This is a genomic window from Marinobacterium lutimaris (genome assembly GCF_900108065.1).
Classification (GTDB): Bacteria; Pseudomonadota; Gammaproteobacteria; order Pseudomonadales; family Balneatricaceae; genus Marinobacterium_D; species Marinobacterium_D lutimaris.
In genome coordinates this window covers 1,243,745-1,261,469 of the sequence record NZ_FNVQ01000001.1, presented here as the reverse complement: position 1 = coordinate 1,261,469, position 17,725 = coordinate 1,243,745, and the positions used below count along the sequence as shown (strand labels likewise).

Annotated in this window: 14 protein-coding genes and 1 tRNA gene; 7 read left to right on the top strand and 8 right to left on the bottom strand. The window is 57.3% G+C overall.

Annotated features, from left to right (window positions below):
- The first annotated feature begins 225 nt into the window (after nt 1-225).
- The 4 genes from lon to C4S72_RS05555 all read left to right on the top strand — a co-directional run bounded on the left by lon (nt 226) and on the right by C4S72_RS05555 (nt 5,387).
- A complete protein-coding gene (gene lon / locus C4S72_RS05570) occupies nt 226-2,646 on the top strand; it encodes an endopeptidase La (RefSeq protein WP_104002037.1) in 2,421 nt (806 codons plus the stop codon).
- A gap of 138 nt (nt 2,647-2,784) precedes the next feature.
- Nucleotides 2,785-3,057, top strand: a complete 273-nt coding sequence (locus C4S72_RS05565) for an HU family DNA-binding protein (protein ID WP_104002036.1) — start codon at nt 2,785-2,787, stop codon at nt 3,055-3,057.
- 33 nt (nt 3,058-3,090) lie between these two features.
- A tRNA-Asp gene (locus C4S72_RS05560) sits at nt 3,091-3,167 on the top strand.
- Nucleotides 3,168-3,509: 342 nt separating this feature from the next.
- The gene (locus C4S72_RS05555; RefSeq protein ID WP_104002035.1) at nt 3,510-5,387 is read left to right on the top strand and encodes a SurA N-terminal domain-containing protein; all 1,878 of its coding nucleotides are present in this window, start codon (nt 3,510-3,512) and stop codon (nt 5,385-5,387) included.
- 155 nt (nt 5,388-5,542) lie between these two features.
- Here C4S72_RS05555 and C4S72_RS05550 read toward each other — a convergent pair whose 3' ends face one another.
- The 7 genes from C4S72_RS05550 to gloB all read right to left on the bottom strand — a co-directional run bounded on the left by C4S72_RS05550 (nt 5,543) and on the right by gloB (nt 13,677).
- Nucleotides 5,543-7,141, bottom strand: coding sequence for an ABC transporter ATP-binding protein (locus tag C4S72_RS05550; protein ID WP_104002034.1), 1,599 nt, complete (start codon nt 7,139-7,141; stop codon nt 5,543-5,545).
- The gene (locus C4S72_RS05545; protein WP_235009056.1) at nt 7,138-8,175 is read right to left on the bottom strand and encodes an ABC transporter permease; all 1,038 of its coding nucleotides are present in this window, start codon (nt 8,173-8,175) and stop codon (nt 7,138-7,140) included. Before C4S72_RS05545 ends, C4S72_RS05550 begins: the two co-directional genes overlap by 4 nt.
- A gap of 1 nt (nt 8,176) precedes the next feature.
- Nucleotides 8,177-9,265, bottom strand: coding sequence for a microcin C ABC transporter permease YejB (locus C4S72_RS05540; protein ID WP_104002033.1), 1,089 nt, complete (start codon nt 9,263-9,265; stop codon nt 8,177-8,179).
- Entirely contained in the window at nt 9,265-11,085 is a 1,821-nt protein-coding gene (locus C4S72_RS05535; RefSeq protein WP_235009055.1) for an extracellular solute-binding protein, read from the bottom strand. Before C4S72_RS05535 ends, C4S72_RS05540 begins: the two co-directional genes overlap by 1 nt.
- A gap of 52 nt (nt 11,086-11,137) precedes the next feature.
- Complete coding sequence (locus C4S72_RS05530; RefSeq protein WP_104002032.1) at nt 11,138-11,386, bottom strand: hypothetical protein; 249 nt, start codon at nt 11,384-11,386, stop codon at nt 11,138-11,140.
- 4 nt (nt 11,387-11,390) lie between these two features.
- Nucleotides 11,391-12,590 carry a LysM peptidoglycan-binding domain-containing protein gene (locus C4S72_RS05525; RefSeq protein WP_104002031.1) on the bottom strand — a complete coding sequence of 400 codons (1,200 nt, stop codon included), beginning with the start codon at nt 12,588-12,590 and terminating at the stop codon, nt 11,391-11,393.
- 313 nt (nt 12,591-12,903) lie between these two features.
- Nucleotides 12,904-13,677: a hydroxyacylglutathione hydrolase gene (gene gloB / locus C4S72_RS05520; RefSeq protein WP_104002030.1), complete on the bottom strand. Its 774-nt coding sequence runs from the start codon at nt 13,675-13,677 to the stop codon at nt 12,904-12,906.
- Between the two features lie 182 nt (nt 13,678-13,859).
- Here gloB and C4S72_RS05515 point away from each other — a divergent pair, with 182 nt between their 5' ends.
- From C4S72_RS05515 to dnaQ, 3 genes are read left to right on the top strand one after another with little or no spacing between them, the layout of a single operon-like run.
- On the top strand, nt 13,860-14,642 hold the full coding sequence (locus C4S72_RS05515; RefSeq protein WP_104002029.1) for a class I SAM-dependent methyltransferase: 783 nt from the start codon (nt 13,860-13,862) through the stop codon (nt 14,640-14,642).
- A 57-nt stretch (nt 14,643-14,699) separates the two neighbouring features.
- Complete coding sequence (gene rnhA, locus C4S72_RS05510) at nt 14,700-15,140, top strand: ribonuclease HI (protein ID WP_104002028.1); 441 nt, start codon at nt 14,700-14,702, stop codon at nt 15,138-15,140.
- Nucleotides 15,137-15,865, top strand: a complete 729-nt coding sequence (gene dnaQ, locus C4S72_RS05505; protein WP_104002027.1) for a DNA polymerase III subunit epsilon — start codon at nt 15,137-15,139, stop codon at nt 15,863-15,865. The genes rnhA and dnaQ overlap by 4 nt, the downstream gene beginning before the upstream one ends.
- Before the next feature lie 132 nt (nt 15,866-15,997).
- Here the strand turns inward: dnaQ and nhaB are convergent, their stop codons facing one another.
- Nucleotides 15,998-17,506 carry a sodium/proton antiporter NhaB gene (gene nhaB / locus C4S72_RS05500; RefSeq protein WP_104002026.1) on the bottom strand — a complete coding sequence of 503 codons (1,509 nt, stop codon included), beginning with the start codon at nt 17,504-17,506 and terminating at the stop codon, nt 15,998-16,000.
- Between the last annotated feature and the right edge of the window lie 219 nt (nt 17,507-17,725).

Here is a 17,725-nt window from a genome sequence, read left to right as displayed (position 1 = left end):
TGGCTCCCGGCGTGTCTTCTTGCCCCTTTGCGACATTCTGTCCGCCCCTGTTTGTGGGCATCCTCGATAGCTGATATAACTTTTACAAACTCCACTCCCGCCCGCTGAAAACAGCAATTTGGCTCTAACCGGTTGTAATACCGTTGATGGCCCCCATAGATGCATTAAATCCAGTCGTACCCAGCATCGGAGCAGAACCCGATGCGCTGCTAAGAGGCACTCATCATGGATCAACATGAATCAAACGAAGCGGTGACTGTAGAGCTTCCCGTACTGCCGTTGCGCGACGTGGTGGTATACCCGAACATGGTTATTCCGCTCTTCGTCGGCAGGGAAAAGTCGATCCAGGCGCTCGAACTTGCCATGGAGCGCGACAAGCAGATTCTGCTGGTCGCCCAGCGGAGCGCATCCGAAGATGAGCCCAGCTTTGATGACCTGTTCAGCACCGGCACCGTTGCCACCGTGCTGCAGATGCTCAAGCTTCCGGACGGCACGGTTAAGGTGCTGGTGGAAGGGGAGGAGCGTGCGCGCATCCTTGAACTGACCGACGAGGAAGATCACTACGCTGCGAGCGTAGAAGTTCTCGAGGTCGACAATATCAGCGCCTCTGAAACTGATGTCTACAAGCGCACCGCGCTGGATCAGTTCGAGCGCTATATCCAGGTCAACAAAAAGATTCCGTCCGAAGTTCTGGCTTCACTGCAGAACATCGAAGACGTCAGCCGCCTGGCCGATACCATCGCCGCCCACATGGCGCTGAAACTCGATGAGAAGCAGAACCTGCTGGAGATGCTCGGCGCGCGTCAGCGTCTCGAACACCTGATGTCGCTGATGGAAGCGGAGATCGACCTGGTTGAGGTTGAAAAACGGATCCGCGGTCGCGTCAAAAAACAGATGGAAAAATCTCAGCGCGAGTACTACCTGAATGAGCAGATGAAGGCTATTCAGAAAGAACTCGGCGATATGGACGAATCCGGCGGTAGCGACCTTGACGAGCTGCAGCGCAAGATCGAAAGCGCTGGCATGCCGAAAGAGGCGCTTGATAAGACGCTGGCCGAGTTCAACAAGCTCAAGATGATGTCGCCGATGAGCGCGGAAGCTACCGTGGTGCGCGGCTACATCGACTGGATGTTGCAGATCCCCTGGACCAGCAAAACCCGTGTCCGCATGGATATGAAGCGCGCCGAGAAGATCCTTAACGAAGACCACTACGGTCTCGAAGAGGTGAAGCAGCGTATCATCGAATACCTGGCGGTACAGAAGCGCGTGAAGAAACTGCGCGGCCCGATTCTCTGCCTTGTAGGCCCTCCGGGTGTGGGTAAAACCTCCCTGGGGCGCTCTATCGCTCGTGCCACCAACCGCAAATATGTACGTATGGCGCTCGGCGGTGTGCGCGATGAGGCTGAGATCCGTGGTCACCGTCGTACCTACATCGGTTCGATGCCTGGCAAACTGATCCAGAAGATCTCCAAAATCGGCGTCAAAAACCCGCTGTTCCTGCTCGACGAGATCGACAAGATGGGTATGGATCATCGTGGTGATCCAGCGTCTGCGCTGCTCGAGGTTCTGGATCCGGAACAGAACAGCACCTTTAACGATCACTACCTGGAAGTGGATTACGACCTGTCCGACGTGCTGTTTGTCTGCACCTCGAACTCCATGAATATCCCGGGTCCGTTGCTCGATCGTATGGAGATCATCCGCATCCCGGGTTACACCGAGGATGAGAAGCTCAATATCGCGCGGAAATACCTGACGCCTAAACAGATCAAGCAGAACGGTCTGAAGGCGAAAGAGCTGGAGATCGATGACTCCGCGATTATCGACATGATCCGTTACTACACCCGCGAAGCCGGTGTACGTGGGCTGGAGCGCGAGATCGCCAAGGTTTGCCGTAAGGTGATCAAGGAGATCACCCTGGGTGGCGAGAGTGGCGTCACCGTCAGCTCCGAGAACCTGGAACATTACTGCGGCGTGCACAAGCACAAGTTCGGTATGGCCGAGGAAGAGGATCTGATCGGTCATGTAACTGGCCTTGCCTGGACCCAGGTGGGTGGGGATATCCTCACCATCGAATCCGCCGTGGTGCCCGGCAAGGGCCGTCTGATCCATACGGGATCCCTGGGCGATGTCATGAAGGAATCGATCCAGGCGGCGATGACTGTTGTCAGAAGTCGCGCCCGTACGCTGGGTATCCGTTCCGATTTCCATGAGAAGCACGACCTGCATATCCACGTGCCCGAGGGTGCTACACCGAAGGATGGTCCGAGTGCGGGTATCGGAATGTGCACCGCTCTGGTGTCAGCGCTGACCCAGATTCCGGTGCGTGCAGATGTCGCCATGACCGGTGAAATCACCCTGCGTGGCCAGGTTCTGCCGATCGGTGGTTTGAAGGAAAAACTGCTCGCGGCGCACCGCGGCGGAATAAAAACCGTCATCATCCCTGACGAGAATCAACGCGATCTGAAGGAAATTCCCGACAATATCAAAGCTGATCTCGACATTAAGCCGGTTCAGTGGATTGATGAAGTTCTGGATATTGCGCTGGCATACCAGCCTAAACCTCTTACCGAAGAAGAGGACAAAGTGGTTGCAGGCGAGCCGAAGAACGGCAAGAATGAGTCCGGTCAATTGAGCACGCACTAGCCAGAGGCCCCGGAATAAAAGGGCTCCAGCCAGTTGACACTCGTTTCAGCCAGTTGGTATAAAGTGCGTGACTACACGCTGGGTAAGTATTTTTTACATAGAGCAAAATAACGACTCGATGCATAAAAGGGGAACAATGTGAATAAGTCTGAACTGATCGACGCAATTGCCGATTCAGCCGATATTCCTAAAGCGGCTGCCGGTCGTGCGCTGGATGCAGCGCTGGAAGCTGTGACTGGTGCTCTGCAGAAGGGTGAATCAGTTGCGCTGGTAGGTTTCGGTACATTTTCTGTGAAGGAGCGCGCTGCACGTACCGGTCGCAACCCGCAGACCGGCAAACCGATCGAGATCGCTGCTGCCACTCTGCCGACTTTCAAGCCTGGTAAGGCTCTCAAGGACGCCGTTAACTAAGAAACGCGCCGTTCAAAGTGCTGATCAGGTTCAGGAGCGGTAGTTCAGCTGGTTAGAATACCTGCCTGTCACGCAGGGGGTCGCGGGTTCGAGTCCCGTCCGTTCCGCCAGATCCGAAAAAGCGCATTCAACCTGAATGCGCTTTTTTTTTAAGAACTTATTTCAGATTTGCTGATCGATTTAAGGGAAGCTACGAATAAGTCCACAGCATCCAAGGCTTTCAGGCGTTCCCGCTATCAGGGCGGACTTTTGCAGGCGTAGTATCCTGCTTCAAAAAAGTTCAACACAAAGTGCAGGTTAGCCTGTAAGCTGCGACACGCGCCATGTGGTGCTAACGGAACGGTGTAGCGAGCAGTAAACTCTATACGCCAGGGTGCCGCAGGCAACGCCGAGAGACTGTTGATCTATTCGTAGCTTCCCCCAAGACACCAAATTTAGGGCTATCGCAGACAATGCTTCAAACCATCAGGGAAAATTCTAAGGGCATCATCGCCAAGGTGATCGTTGGCCTGATAGCGATCACGTTCGCGCTATTTGGCGTGGAATCGCTGATCAGCCTCGCTAACCAGGAGCCGGCTCCGGCCGAGGTGAATGGCGAAGATATCAGCCAGCAGGACCTGTTTCAGGGGATGGAGCTTCAGCGCCGCCAGCTGCTCGCACAGATGGGTGAAAATGCAGACCCCTCCGCTATCGATGACAAACTCCTGCGCCAGATGGTGTTGGACGGTCTGATTCAGCGCGCCGTGCTGCTGCAGAATGCAGATGAGATGGGGTTCCATCTCTCCGAGCAGATGATCGACCAGATTATCGTCTCAACCCCGCAATTCCAGGTTGACGGTAAATTCGACCGCAACCAGTTTGAAGCCGTGCTGCGCAGCGCAGGCTTCACACCGTTGATGTACCGGGATCTGATCCGCAAGGAACAGCTGATTCAACAGGCACAGATGGGCTTCATGCTGTCTGAATTCTCCACTCCGAGCGAGCTGGAACGCCTGGTATCCCTGGATCGTCAGACTCGCGATATCGACTACCTCAACATCAGCGTCGATCCGGCCTCCGTCGAGGTAAGCGATGAAGAGCTGCAGGCCGCTTACGACGAGCAGGCTGCCTCATTGATGACCGAGGAGCAGGTATCGGTTAATTACGTGGAGCTGAGTCGCGAAGACTTCGCCCGTCCGGACGATGTCAGCGAGGCCGATATCCAGGCTGCCTATGATCGTATGCTGGCCGGTTACGAAGCTGATGAGGAGCGTGATGCGCGCCATATCCTGATCGATATCACTGCCGATCGTGATGAAGATGCTGCCCTGGCCAAGGCCCAGGAGCTGCGTCAGGAGATTGTTGACGGTGCCGATTTTGCCGAAGTGGCCAAACGTGAATCCGGTGACCTGGGTTCTGCCCAGGAAGGTGGCGAGCTGGGTTACAACGGTCGCGGTGTTTTCGTCGGTCCGTTTGAAGATGCGCTGTTTGACCTGGAGCCGGGTGAAGTCTCCGAGCCGGTGCGCACCGAGTTTGGTTACCACCTGATTCAGCTTGAGAACATCCGCGAAACCTCTGCTCCGACTCTGGCGGAAGCGGAGAATGATCTGCGTGAGCAGGTTGCCGAAGAGGCTGCGGAGCAGGACTACGTCGCGGCAATCGAAACCCTGGCTGATCTGAGCTTCTCCAGCAGCGATCTCCAGGCGGCGTCAGAAGAGCTGGGGCTTGAGATCCGCACTTCCCAGCCCTTTGGTCGCAACGGTGGTTCTGATGATGTGACCTCTTCACAGCGTGTGGTTGATGCGGCCTACGGCGAAGCGGTTCTGGAGGAAGATCTGAACAGCGACCCGATCGAGCTGGACTCCGGTCATACCGTTGTTATTCACCTGAATGAGCACATGCAGCCGCGTCAGTTGGGCTTTGATGAGGTGCGTGATCAGCTGGAACAGCAGCTTCGCACCGATAAGGCTCAGCAGCAGGCTGAAGAGCGTGTACAGACCCTGATGGCTGGCCTGGAATCAGGCAGCACACTGGCCGATCTGGAAGCTGGCAGCGAATGGCAGTCCGTTGCGGCCGCTGGTCGCGGTGACAGCAACCTTCCGGCTGCCGTGGTGCAGCAGGCTTTCGCGCTGCCGAAGCCGGCAGAGGGTGAGTCCAGCTATGGTATCGCAGCGATGGATGACGGTTCTCGTTCCGTAGTGGCGGTGCGCGCGGTGCACGCAGGTGATGGTGAGCTCAGCGACGAGGAGCGTGCAGCTCTGGCTTCGATGATCTCCACCCAGCGCGGCCAGCAGGTCTACCGTGCTCATACGGATTACCTGCGCGATCAGGCTGAAGTCGAAACCAACTGATACGCGCCTTAAGCGCAATAAAAAGCCGGCATTGATTGCCGGCTTTTTTGGTTGTGTTGTCCCGTCGCGATCACCCGCGGTGGCATTAAGTCACCACGATGTCTGGTCCAATCGGCGCGATTTTGTGCCTCCTGCGCGCCGTGATCGGGGAGGAATCAACCAGCGATGCCGGCCGCTTCCAGTAGCTGCTGGGTGTAGGGGTGCTGAGCCTGCTCGAAGATGGCATCGGCGGGACCGCTTTCGACGACGCGGCCCTTGTGCATCACCGCCACCCGGTGGCTGAGAGCGCGAACGACGGCCAGGTCGTGGCTGATAAACAGGTAGCTGAGACGATAGCGTTTCTGCAGGTCGCGCAGCAGCTCGATGATCTGTTTTTGCACCGTGCGATCCAGCGCCGATGTAGGTTCATCGAGCACGATCAGTTCCGGCTTCAGAATCAGTGCGCGGGCTATGGCGATACGCTGGCGCTGTCCGCCGGAAAATTCGTGGGGGTAGCGGTGGCGCACCTCGGGGTCCAGGCCTACGTCGCGAAGCACCTGAATCACGCGCTGTTCTTTCGCTTCGGCATCCTCCATACCCTGAACGAGTAGTCCTTCGGCGATGATTTCTGCCACCGACATGCGCGGGCTAAGGCTTCCGTAAGGGTCCTGGAACACGATCTGCATCCGTTGGCGCAGAGGTTTGATCTGTTTCTGCTTGAGGTGCTCGATCGGTTCATCCTTGAAAACGATCGCCCCCTGAGAGGAAGTAAGGCGTAGCAGCGCCAGGGCGAGAGTGGTTTTGCCTGAGCCGGACTCGCCAACAATACCAAGGGTCTCGCCGTGATCGATGTTCAGGCTGACACCATCTACCGCCTTGAAGTGGTCGACAGTGCGTTTGAAAAAGCCTTTCTTGATTGGGAACCAGACCCGAAGGTGATCGCTGCTGAGCAGGGGGGCTGGTGTATCGTTAAGCGGAATCGGGCGTCCGGTGGGTTCGGCATCAAGTAGTTTGCGCGTGTAGGGATGCTGTGGAGAGTTAAACAGCTGCTGACAGGGCTGCTCTTCGACGATGCGGCCTTGGTACATGACGCAGACACGATCAGCGTGGCGACGCACGATGTTCAGGTCGTGGGTGATCAGCAATATCGACATGCCGAGTTTGCTCTGCAGATCGCGAAGCAGTTCGAGTATCTGCTGTTGAATCGTTACATCCAGAGCGGTGGTTGGTTCGTCGGCGATCAGCAGTTCAGGATCGTTGGCCAGTGCCATGGCGATCATCACACGCTGGCGCTGGCCTCCAGAGAGCTCGTGAGGGTAGTGGCTGAGACGCTCTTCGCCATTATCGATCCCGACCAGCTCAAGCAGTTCCAGCGCCCTCTGTCGTGCCTTGCTGCCGGTGACACCACGATGCAGTCTCAGTGTCTCGGTGATCTGCTGCTCAATCCGGTGTAAGGGGTTTAGCGAGGTCATCGGTTCCTGAAAGATCATCCCAACACGGTTGCCGCGAATCTCTCGCAGTTTGCTTTCAGGCACCTTGAGGAGATCTGTGCCCTCGAAGCGGATCTCGCCGCCTGGGTAATTCGCCTGATGGGGCGGTAGAAGGCGCAGCAGAGAGAGTGCAGTTACCGATTTTCCGGAGCCGGATTCGCCGACCAGGGCCAGGGTTTCGCCTCTTTTAAGCTCGAAGCTGACCTCTTTTACCACCGGCTCTGTGCTGGCGGGATCGCCAAAGCAGACCGAAAGATTGTCGATTTCAAACAGTGTTTCGGTCATAGGGTTTTCCTTGGATCGAAGGCGTCCCGCACCGCTTCACCGATAAAGATCAGCAGCGTGAGCATCAGAGACAGCGTCAGGAACGCGGTCAGTCCGAGCCAGGGGGCCTGAAGGTTTTCCTTGCCCTGGGCCACCAGCTCGCCCAAAGAGGGGGAGCCGGGCGGTAGGCCGAAGCCGAGGAAGTCCAATGCGGTCAGGGTGACGATGCCACCGTTAAAGATAAAGGGCATAAAGGTCAGCGTGGCCACCATGGCGTTGGGTAGCACATGCCGGTACATGATCTGCAGGTTATCGACGCCCAGCGCGCGCGCTGCACGCACGTATTCCAGGTTTCTGCCGCGGAGAAACTCCGCACGCACCACATCAACCAGGTTCATCCAGGAGAACAACAGCATGATGCCCAGCAGCCACCAGAAGTTGGGCTCCACAAGGCTGGCAAGAATGATCAGCAGGAACAGCACCGGCAGGCCGGACCAGATCTCGATAAAGCGCTGGAACAGCAGATCGATCTTGCCGCCGTAGTAGCCCTGCACAGCACCGGCGGCCACGCCGATAACCGAGCTCGCCAGCGTCAGCACCACGGCAAACAGCACCGAGATACGGAAGCCGTAAATGACACGGGCGGTTACGTCTCGTCCCTGGTCGTCGGTGCCGAGCCAGTTTTCCGCGCTGGGTGGGGAGGGCGCGGGCACCGGCAGATCGTAGTTGATGGTGTCGTAGCTGAAGCGGATCGGGGGCCAGACCATCCAGCCGCCATTCTCGGTGATCAGCTCCTGGATATAGGGGTCCTTGTAGTCCGCTGGCGTATCAAACTCGCCGCCAAACTCCAGTTCCGAGTAGGTATTGAGGATCGGCGTATAGAGTGAGCCCTGGTAGCCCACAAGGATCGGCTTGTCGTTGGCAATCAGTTCCGCACCCAGGCTCAGTAAAAACAGCGCGAGAAAGATCCAGAGCGACCAGAAGCCTCGGCGGTTACGTTTAAATGCCTGCAGGCGGCGCTTCTGTATCGGCGTCAATGTCAGGTGGGCCATCATCTCAGACCTCCCTGCTGTCGAAGTCGATACGCGGATCGACAAAGGTGTAGGTAAGGTCGGACACCAGCTTCAGGATCAACCCTACCAGGGTGAAGATATAGAGCGTGCCGAAAATCACCGGGTAATCTCGGTTGATGACCGCCTCGTAGCCAAGCAGGCCAAGACCGTCGAGGGAGAAGATGACCTCGATCAGCATCGAGCCGGTAAAGAAGATACCGATCAGTGCGGCGGGCATGCCGGCGATGATCAGCAGCATGGCGTTGCGGAATACGTGGCCGTAGAGCACGCCACGTTCGTTAAGGCCCTTGGCTCTCGCGGTCAGCACATACTGCTTGTGAATCTCATCGAGAAAGGCGTTTTTGGTCAGCATGGTCAGCGTAGCGAAGCTGGAGACGACCGATGCCAGCACCGGCAGGGTGATATGCCAGAAGTAGTCGCCAATCTGTTGCCAGAGGGTCATCTCGTCAAAGTTGGGTGATGTTAAACCGCGCAGCGGGAACCATTCGAAGTAGGTGCCGCCGGCGAAAAGTACGATTAACAGAATCGCGAAAAGAAAGTTCGGAATGGCGTAGCCGATAATCACGAAGCTGCTGCTCCAGACATCGAACGGGGTGCCATCTTTCACCGCCTTGCGTATCCCCAAGGGTACCGAGATCAGGTAGGTGAGCAGGGTAGTCCAGAGCCCCAGCGATATGGATACCGGCATCTTCTCAATGATCAGTTCCACCACGGTTTTGTCGCTGTAAAAACTGCGGCCGAAATCGAAGGTTAGGTAGTCGCCAAGCATCTTCAGGAAGCGCTCGTGGGGCGGCTTGTCGAAACCGTACATCTGCTCAATCTCCGCGATCAGCGCAGGGTCGAGGCCCTGGGCGCCGCGATAGCCCTTGCCGTCGGAAGAGCCCGCCGCCATGTCCGACTGAGCGCCGGCGCCGATACGGTTGCTGGCATCAACGCCGAGTCCCTGTAGGTGGGCAAGGGTCTGCTCCACGGGGCCGCCCGGTGCAAGCTGAATGATCAGGAAGTTAAGCAGGAGGATCCCGAACAGCGTCGGGATCATCAACAGTAAACGTCGAAGTACATAGGCGCCCATCAGGGTTTGGCCCACCAGGTATCAAGGCCAAGGGCATAGGGCGGGTTTTTCTCAGGCATGCCGTATTTGTCCCAGTAGGCGATGCGGTAAGTGGCGATGTGGTACTGCGGAATTACATAGTGGTTCCACTGCAATACACGGTCCAGTGCGCGGGCGCGCAGCACCAGCTGCTCCCGGTCAGGGGCCTGAATGATCTGTTCAACCAGGTAATCCACGGCAGGGTTCTTGATACCGATGGTGTTACGGCTGCCTGGCTGATCTGCCATGGAGGAATGCCAGTATTCCCGTTGTTCGTTGCCGGGCGAAGTGGACTGACCAAAGCCGCTGACGATCATGTCGAAATCAAATTGGCGGATGCGATTGATGTACTGTGAGACGTCGACAATGCGGATATCGACGCTGATACCCATGCGCTCCAGGTTGCGGATGAAGGGAGCAACCACGCGTTCAAACTCCTTCTGTACCAGCAGGATTTCGAATTTGAACGGTTCACCGTTGGCATTGGTCAGGACGCCATCATTCAGTGTCCAGCCGGCGTCTGTCAGCAGGCGCAGCGCTGTGCGCAGTTGGCTGCGGATGCGGCCGTCACCCTTGCTGGTGGGTGCGTGGTAAACCTTGGTGAACACCTCAGGAGGCACCTGGTCACGGATCGGCTCGAGTATCTCCAGCTCTTCAGGGGTGGGCAGTTCACTGGCCGCCATTTCGGAGTTGGAGAAGTAGCTGTCACTGCGGGTGTAGGCGCTGTAGAACAGGTTCTCGTTGGTCCATTCAAAATCGAAGGCGTAAGCCAGCGCCTCGCGTACCCGGCTGTCTTCGAATTGCGGGCGGCGGGTGTTCATCACGAACGCCTGCATGCCGGCTGGATTCTGGTTGGGCAGGGATTTCTTGATGATACGGCCATCATCAAAGGGCGCACCGGTGTATCCGGTGGCCCAGGCCTTGGAGGCGTTTTCCTGGCGGAAGTCGTATTCGCCGGCCTTGAACGCTTCCAGCGCTACTGTGCCGTCACGGTAGTAGTCGTAGCTGATACTGTCGAAGTTGTTGCGGCCGCGGTTAACCGACAACTCTGCGCCCCAGTAGTCGGGATTGCGTCGGTAGCTGATTGAGCGCCCGGCATCGAAGCTGTCTATGACATAGGGCCCGGACCCCACTGGCACATCCAGCCCCGGCTTGGTGAAGTCTCGTCCTTCCCAGTAATGCTTGGGCAGTATCGGCACCTGGCCGACGATCAAGGGGAGTTCCAGGTTATCGGTCTCGCCGAATTCAAACCGCACGCGGGTGTCGGAGAGTACCTTTACGGCGCTGATGCCGGCGTAATAAGCCCGGTAGAAGGGGCTGCCCTGCTCTCGCAGCAGCTTGAAGGTGTACTCGACATCGTCGGCCGTTACCGGTTCTCCGTCGCTGAAGCGGGCGTTTTCATTGAGTTCAAATTCGATCCAGCGGCGGTCCTCCGGCAGGTAGATCGCTTTTGCCAGCAAACCATACTCGGAGAAGGGTTCATCATCTGACTTGGTGGTCAGCGTGTCGTAAATCATGCCGATCCCGTCGGCGGGGGTGCCCTTGACGATAAACGGATTGAAGCTGTCGAAGGTGCCCAGCGCCGAGTGGCGCATGCTGCCGCCCTTGGGGGCTTCCGGGTTGACGTAGTCGAAGTGTTTGAAGTCGGGGCCGTACTTGAGATCGCCATGCATGGCGATGCCCAGGCGCGGTTCAACCTGCTCATCGGCAGCCGCTGCCTGGGTGGTGAATAGACAGTTGGTGGATAAAAGTGATGCCAGCACGAACGGTGCTGTCAGAGCTCTGAATTTTCCAATGGGCACGGTCTTCTCCCTGCTAAATCAGCCGCTTGGACGCTCAAGGTGAGACAGCAGGTTATAGCCCGGGTTCGCCGTCGGAGGCAAGTTGTTCCAGTTTTTGGTGTCGCTCGGCGCGCTTTATTCCTTCTGCGCGAAAGCGGCGGTCGGCTTCGATTAACCGCTGTTCAAGGACAGGATCGCTTGATGACAGACCGCGAATCAGATCGCGGTCTATCCAGCCCTGGATGCGGCGAAACAGATACCACTTGAAGACGACTGCCAGCACTACAGAGATGACGATAATGAAGATGCTGAGGCTATCCAAAGGTTCAACCCGGATTATTGCTGTCTGGATAAAGTATCAGGTTCTGCCCCGGGCGAAGGCTCCGGGAGTCGCTGATCTGGTTCCAGTCTGCCAGCTGATCCGGGCTGACGCCATAGTGTTGGGCGATCTTCCAGATGCTTTCGCCGCTCTGTACCCGGTGGATCTGTTCCTTGGCGCCGGTGCTGGCCAGGGTTACCACATTGGAGCGGGTCGGGATCAGCAGCGTCTTACCGGCACGGATCTGGTTCGAAGAGAGCTTGTTGCCGCTGCGGATAACATCAATGGTGGTATCGAAGCGGCGCGCAATCTGTGACAGCGTATCGCCACTGCGAATCTGATAGCGGGTCCAGGTCACGCGCTGAGCTGCAGGGACCTTGCTCAGCGCTGCCTCAAACTGTGGTCCTTTGCCGATCGGCAGAAGCAGGCGGTGGGGGCCGTTTGGATCGGTGGCCCACTGCCTGAAACCCGGGTTCAGTTTCTTCATCAGCTCCAGGTCGATGCCGGCCATCTTGGCCGCCTTGATCAACTCGACCTGGCTGTCGATGTTTACCATTTCAAAATAGGGTGTATTGGGCATATCCGGCAGGGTGATGCCGTACTCATCGGCTTTATCGACCAGGCGGGCCATGGCGATCAGCTTGGGAACATAACGCTGCGTCTCCCGTGGGAGCTTCAGTGACCAGTAATCGCCAGCCTTGCCGGCACGCAGGTTGCGCTTGACCGAGCGGGAAACACAGCCTTCACCGCAGTTGTATGCGGCCAGGGAAAGGAGCCAGTCGCCTTCGAAGCGATCATTGAGGTACTGAAGGTAATCGAGTGCCGCGTTGGTTGAGGCGACGATATCCTGGCGGCCGTCATACCACCAGTTGCGCTTCAGTTTGAACAGCTGGGCGGTGCTGGGAATAAACTGCCAGGCGCCAGCCGCTTTGCTCGGAGAAATTGCCAGTGGATCATAGCCGCTTTCGACGAAAGGAAGGAGGGCGATCTCCGCCGGCATGTCGCGTTTTAAAACTTCACCAAGCACGAAGTAGTAGTAGAGTTTGGCGCGGTCGGAAGCGTGGCGGACAAAACTGTCGTTTTTGCGGTATTCGGCGAGGACGGCATCAACGCGGGGTTGATCGATCAGGGGTTCAAGTTCCAGGTGGCGCCGGGTCAGGCTCCAGAGGTCTTTTGCAGCCTCCTGTTCGGCTTTGACCGGTTTCACGCCATGCTCCGATCGCCATTTTGCAAGGTCTTGAGCGCGGGTTTGTGTATTGCTCGTCTGTTGCTGGATGTCCTGCGGAGGCTTGACACTCGCCGTTTGACATCCGGCTAATACAAGGCCGATTGAAACGGCTAAAACGGTGTGAATTAGTTTGGGCCTCACGCACCAACTCCCTGAAAGCGAATAAATAGCGGGCCATTTTATGGGCGTGTCACAATAGCGTCAAATGACCGGGAGCAGGTTTAGGTTTTGTTTGAATTTGGGGTCTATGCAGGATTGCCCGCCTCGGTTGAGGCGGGGCTGAACGCAGCGCTTAGAAGTTATCTTTCCACTTGCGCAGACTGGCGATAATTTCGGTTTCAGAATTCAACGTTGCGCCGGCGTGTTGTGCCGCTGCTGCTGCAACCTGTCGCTCAGAGGTACGCATGAAGGGGTTGATCTGCAGCTCCTGGGCAAGGTTGGAGGGCAGGGTGGGTTTGCCCTCTTCGCGCAGCTTTTTGCTCTCTTCGGTGACTGACTGAATAGCGCTGCTTTGCGGCTCTACCGCAGCTGCAAACCTCAGGTTGGCCAGTGAGTACTCATGGGTGCAGTAGACCTGGGTTTCGCCGGGCAGGCTCTTGAAGTAGTTCATCGCCGCCAGCAGCTGTTCGGCGTCACCTTCGAACAGACGGCCGCAGCCAGCCAGGAACAGACTGTCGCCACAGAATAACTGCGGTTTGTCGTCAGGCTGGAAGTAGCTGATGTGATCCAGGGTGTGTGCCGGAACCGCAGCAATGCGGAGAGTTTCACCGAGTAACGAGATCTCGCTGTTATCGTTCAGGGGCTGGGTGATACCCTTGAAGGGTGAGTTGGCCGGGCCGTATACGGGAACTTCGCCAGCGGCCTGAAGGTCTGTGACACCACCGGTATGGTCGGGATGGTGATGCGTGATCAGGATCGCTGCAAGCTTGAGGTTGTGCGCTTTCAGGTAGGCGAATACAGGGGCTGCATCGCCGGGGTCGACAACGGCGATTTCTCCCGGCACTGAACCCGCCAGGGCCCAGATGTAGTTGTCCTGAAATGCCGCTATCGGCGTTACGCTGAACATAGACAGGCCTCTTCCTTTATTGTGCTCGTATTGGAGTGCTTATAGGTTAGTGCACTGCACCAGCCGGGTGCAGTCTGGCTACAGGGTACTTTATAATACCGGGCAAGAATCAATAGCGCCCGGGGCAAAGCGTTTTAATCCCGGGATACCACGGCTTGTGTTGCATAAAAAATCAAGAGTCTATGACATTTGAACAGCCACCGCAGGTCGATGAACTGATACCCGCCCTCAAGGAGTGGTTTGATTCTCCTTTGGGGCAGGAGCTGATCGAGGCCGAACGCAAACTGCTGGAGCAGGTGCTGCCCACGCTGTTTGGCTACCATCTGTTGCAGGTGGGGGTGGACAACCGTCTGCCGATGTTCGCGGCGAGCCCGGTACCGCACAGGGTTCTGCTGGGCCCGACGCTTGAGCTGGGTATGGATAAGCGGGCAATTGTGGCGCGCAGTGATGAGCTTCCGGTCGATGGTGAGTCGATGGATGTGGTGTTGCTGCATCATGCTCTGGATTTTGCCGAAAACCCACACCAGACCTTACGTGAGGCTTCCCGGGTATTAAGACCCGGTGGCCATCTGGTCATAGTCGGGTTTAACCCCGCCAGCCTCTGGGGAGCCTTTCGGTTTCTCAAGCGCAGGCGTCAGGTGCCCTGGCTGGCTCATTTTATCCGTCATGGCCGACTACAGGATTGGCTCAGCCTGTTGGAACTTACCGAAGTCAAAGCGGTATCTGCACTGTATGCGCCGCCGTTTGAGAGTAGTCACAGGCGCAATCGCTGTCGCTGGCTCAGGGGGCTGATGCAACGTGCGCCGGCCCGCTCCGGTGCGGCGATGGTGGTGGTGGCGCGTAAGGATGTGCCGGGTATAACACCGCTGCGCAGGCCCTGGCGGCGCAAACTGATCAGTCTGCCGGTTATCGAGGCCAAACCTTCGGCGCGGGGCCATTCCAGGCGTGATAACGCCGACGAGTAACATCTGTATCGCAACCCAGGTTGCATTATTTTTTCGAATCGCAAGGATACACGAGAGTTGAAACAGGTAGAGATCTTTACCGACGGTGCCTGCAAGGGCAATCCGGGGCCGGGTGGCTGGGGAGCAGTGATGCGCAGCGGCGGCCATGAGAAAGAGCTTTACGGGGGCGCGCCGAATACCACCAATAACCGGATGGAGATGATGGCCGCCATCGAAGCACTGAAAGCGTTGAATCAGCGCTGCCACGTCAAGCTAACCACCGACTCTCAGTATCTGCGTAAAGGGATCACCGAGTGGATCGCCGGGTGGAAGCGCAAGGGCTGGAAAACAGCCTCGCGTCAGCCGGTCAAAAACGCGGAGCTCTGGCAGGAGCTGGACAAGCTGGTGGCCGGGCATGAGATCGAGTGGCATTGGGTCAAGGGGCACAGCGGCCATCCCGAAAACGAGCGTGCCGATCAGCTGGCAAACAAAGGTGTCGAGGAGTTTGGTAAAGCATGAGTAGTCGTCAGATCGTACTGGATACCGAGACCACCGGTCTTGAGGTCGATGAAGGCCATAACATCATCGAGATCGGATGTGTCGAGATGGAGCGGCGCAAGCTGACCGGCAACCACTATCACCAGTACATCCGCCCCAATCGGGAAGTGGATGCCGAAGCGATGGACGTTCACGGTATCACCAATGAATTCCTGGCGGACAAGCCCTCCTTTGCGGATGTGGCTGCCGAGTTCCTGGAGTTTGTTCGCGGTGCCGAGCTGATCATCCATAACGCGGCGTTCGACGTGGGCTTCCTTGATAAGGAGCTGGAGCGCAACGGTTTCTCAGAACGCATCGCCGATATCTGCAAGGTAACCGACTCGGTTAAGCTGGCCCGTCGTAAGCACCCGGGCTCCAAGGTGAACCTGGATGCGCTTTGCCGTCGCTACGAGATCGACAACTCCCACCGTGAGCTTCACGGGGCATTGCTTGACTCTGAGATCCTTGCCGAAGTTTACCTGGCGCTGACAGGCGGTCAGACCATGTTGCAGCTGGGGCAGGGTGATAGCGATGATGAGGGGGGCGCGGAAAAGCTGCGGCGCGTGGCTGATGCGCTGGACCTGCCGGTACCCCAGGCCGCTGGGGAAGATCTGGCAGCCCATGAGGTTTTCCTCGATCTGCTCGACAAAAAGGCGGGCGGACAGTGTCTCTGGCGTAACCAGCTCTCTAATGAGCAGGCCGGGTAAGTCTGGCTGAGTGACATAAAAAAAGCGGGCATTCAGCGCCCGCTTTTTTTGTGCCTGATTGTCGGCTGGGCGAATCTCATCAGAGCTGATGAGATTCGCCTATTAATGGCCGCCCATTAATTAACGCCGGGATCAGTGTAGCTCGATCAGCACCATGGTCATGGCGACAACGCTCATCACGATAGTGTAGGGCAGGGCCATCCAGACCATGCGGCCGTAGGACAGGCGGATTAACGGAGCCAGCGCCGAGGTCAGCAGGAACAGAAAGGCTGCCTGACCGTTCGGTGTCGCTACGCTGGGGATGTTGGTGCCGGTGTTGATAGCGATCGCAAGGCTTTCAAAGTGCTCGCGGCTGATCTCGCCCTTGTTGAAAGCGTCCAGCACCTCGTTGATATACACGGTGGCTACGAAAACGTTATCGCTGATTGCTGACAGCAGGCCGTTGGCGATAAAGAACACACCGGGCTGGCGCGACTCCTCCATGGCCAGTACGGCATGGATGATCGGCTGGAACAGGTGCTGCTCGTGGATGACTGAAACAATGGTGAAAAACACCACCAGCAACGCAGTAAAGGGCAGCGCCTCTTCAAACGCCTTGCCGATCTGGTGCTCTTCGGTGATGCCGTTGAACGCGGTCAGCAGAATGATCACGGTCAGGCCGATCAGGCCAACCTCTGCCAGGTGAAACGCCAGCGCCAGCACCAGGAAGACCGCTACCAGCATCTGCACGATAAGGATTACCAGGTCGCGTTCGGTGCGTTTCTTATCCTGCTCCAGCGCGTACTCGGTGAGGATCGCGCGCACCGACGCGGGCAGCTTGCCGCCGTAGCCGAAGGTGCCGGTCTTCTCCAGCAGGAGGCAGGTCACCAGGCCTGCGGCCAGCACCGGCATAGTGATCGGCGCCATCAGTCGGAAGAATTCAACGAAGTCCCATCCGGCCTTCTGTGCAATCAGCAGGTTCTGGGGCTCGCCCACCAGTGTGCAGACACCGCCCAGGGCTGTGCCGACCGCGCCATGCATCAGCAGACTGCGCAGGAACGAGCGGAAGGATTCGAGGTCCTGGCGCTTCTCTTCGAGAATGTGCTGGTCATTGGAGTGATCGTGTCCTCCCTGACCCATCTGTTTTCCGGAAGCTACCTGGTGATAAACCGCGTAAAAACCCACACCTACGCTGATCAGCACGGCAGTGACGGTCAGAGCATCGAGGAATGCGGAGAGAAAGGCTGCAGAAATGGAAAACAGAAGTGCGAGCGTCGATTTGGAGTGAACCTTCAGGAGGATCCGTGTGAACACCCAGAGCAGCATGCTCTTCATGAAGTAGATACCTGCCACCATGAACATCAGTAGCAGGATCACTTCCAGGTTGCCCGCTACCTCGTGGTAGACCGCTTCCGGCGAGGCCAGGCCAATGACCACTGCTTCGATAGCCAGCAGGCCCCCGGGTTGCAGGGGGTAGCACTTCAGTGCCAGGGCCAGGGTGAAAATGAATTCGAAAATAAGCAGCCATCCGGTAACGGCCGGACCTGCCAGAAAAAGGATAATAGGGTTCAGGATCAGGAATCCGACCACGGCCTGTTTGTACCAGACTGGTGAATTGCCGAGGAAGTTGCGCGTCAGCGCCTGAGTCAGCGATTGGCTCATCGGAGAAAAGGTTCCTATGAAAGTTCCATTCGTACGCCTTGGGTTTTTACTCCTTGAGAGTTTGACCCTGATTTATTCGTATATTTGGCGGGTCCTGGCAGCGCGGCAGGCAGAGCATGGCCGATGGTGTTGGGTTCTGGCATGTTCTTCTGGCTGGTATGCGGCCGTTGCGCTGTCAGCAAGGCGCGGTAATGCTACCAGCTGGCGGGAGTGGGCGGA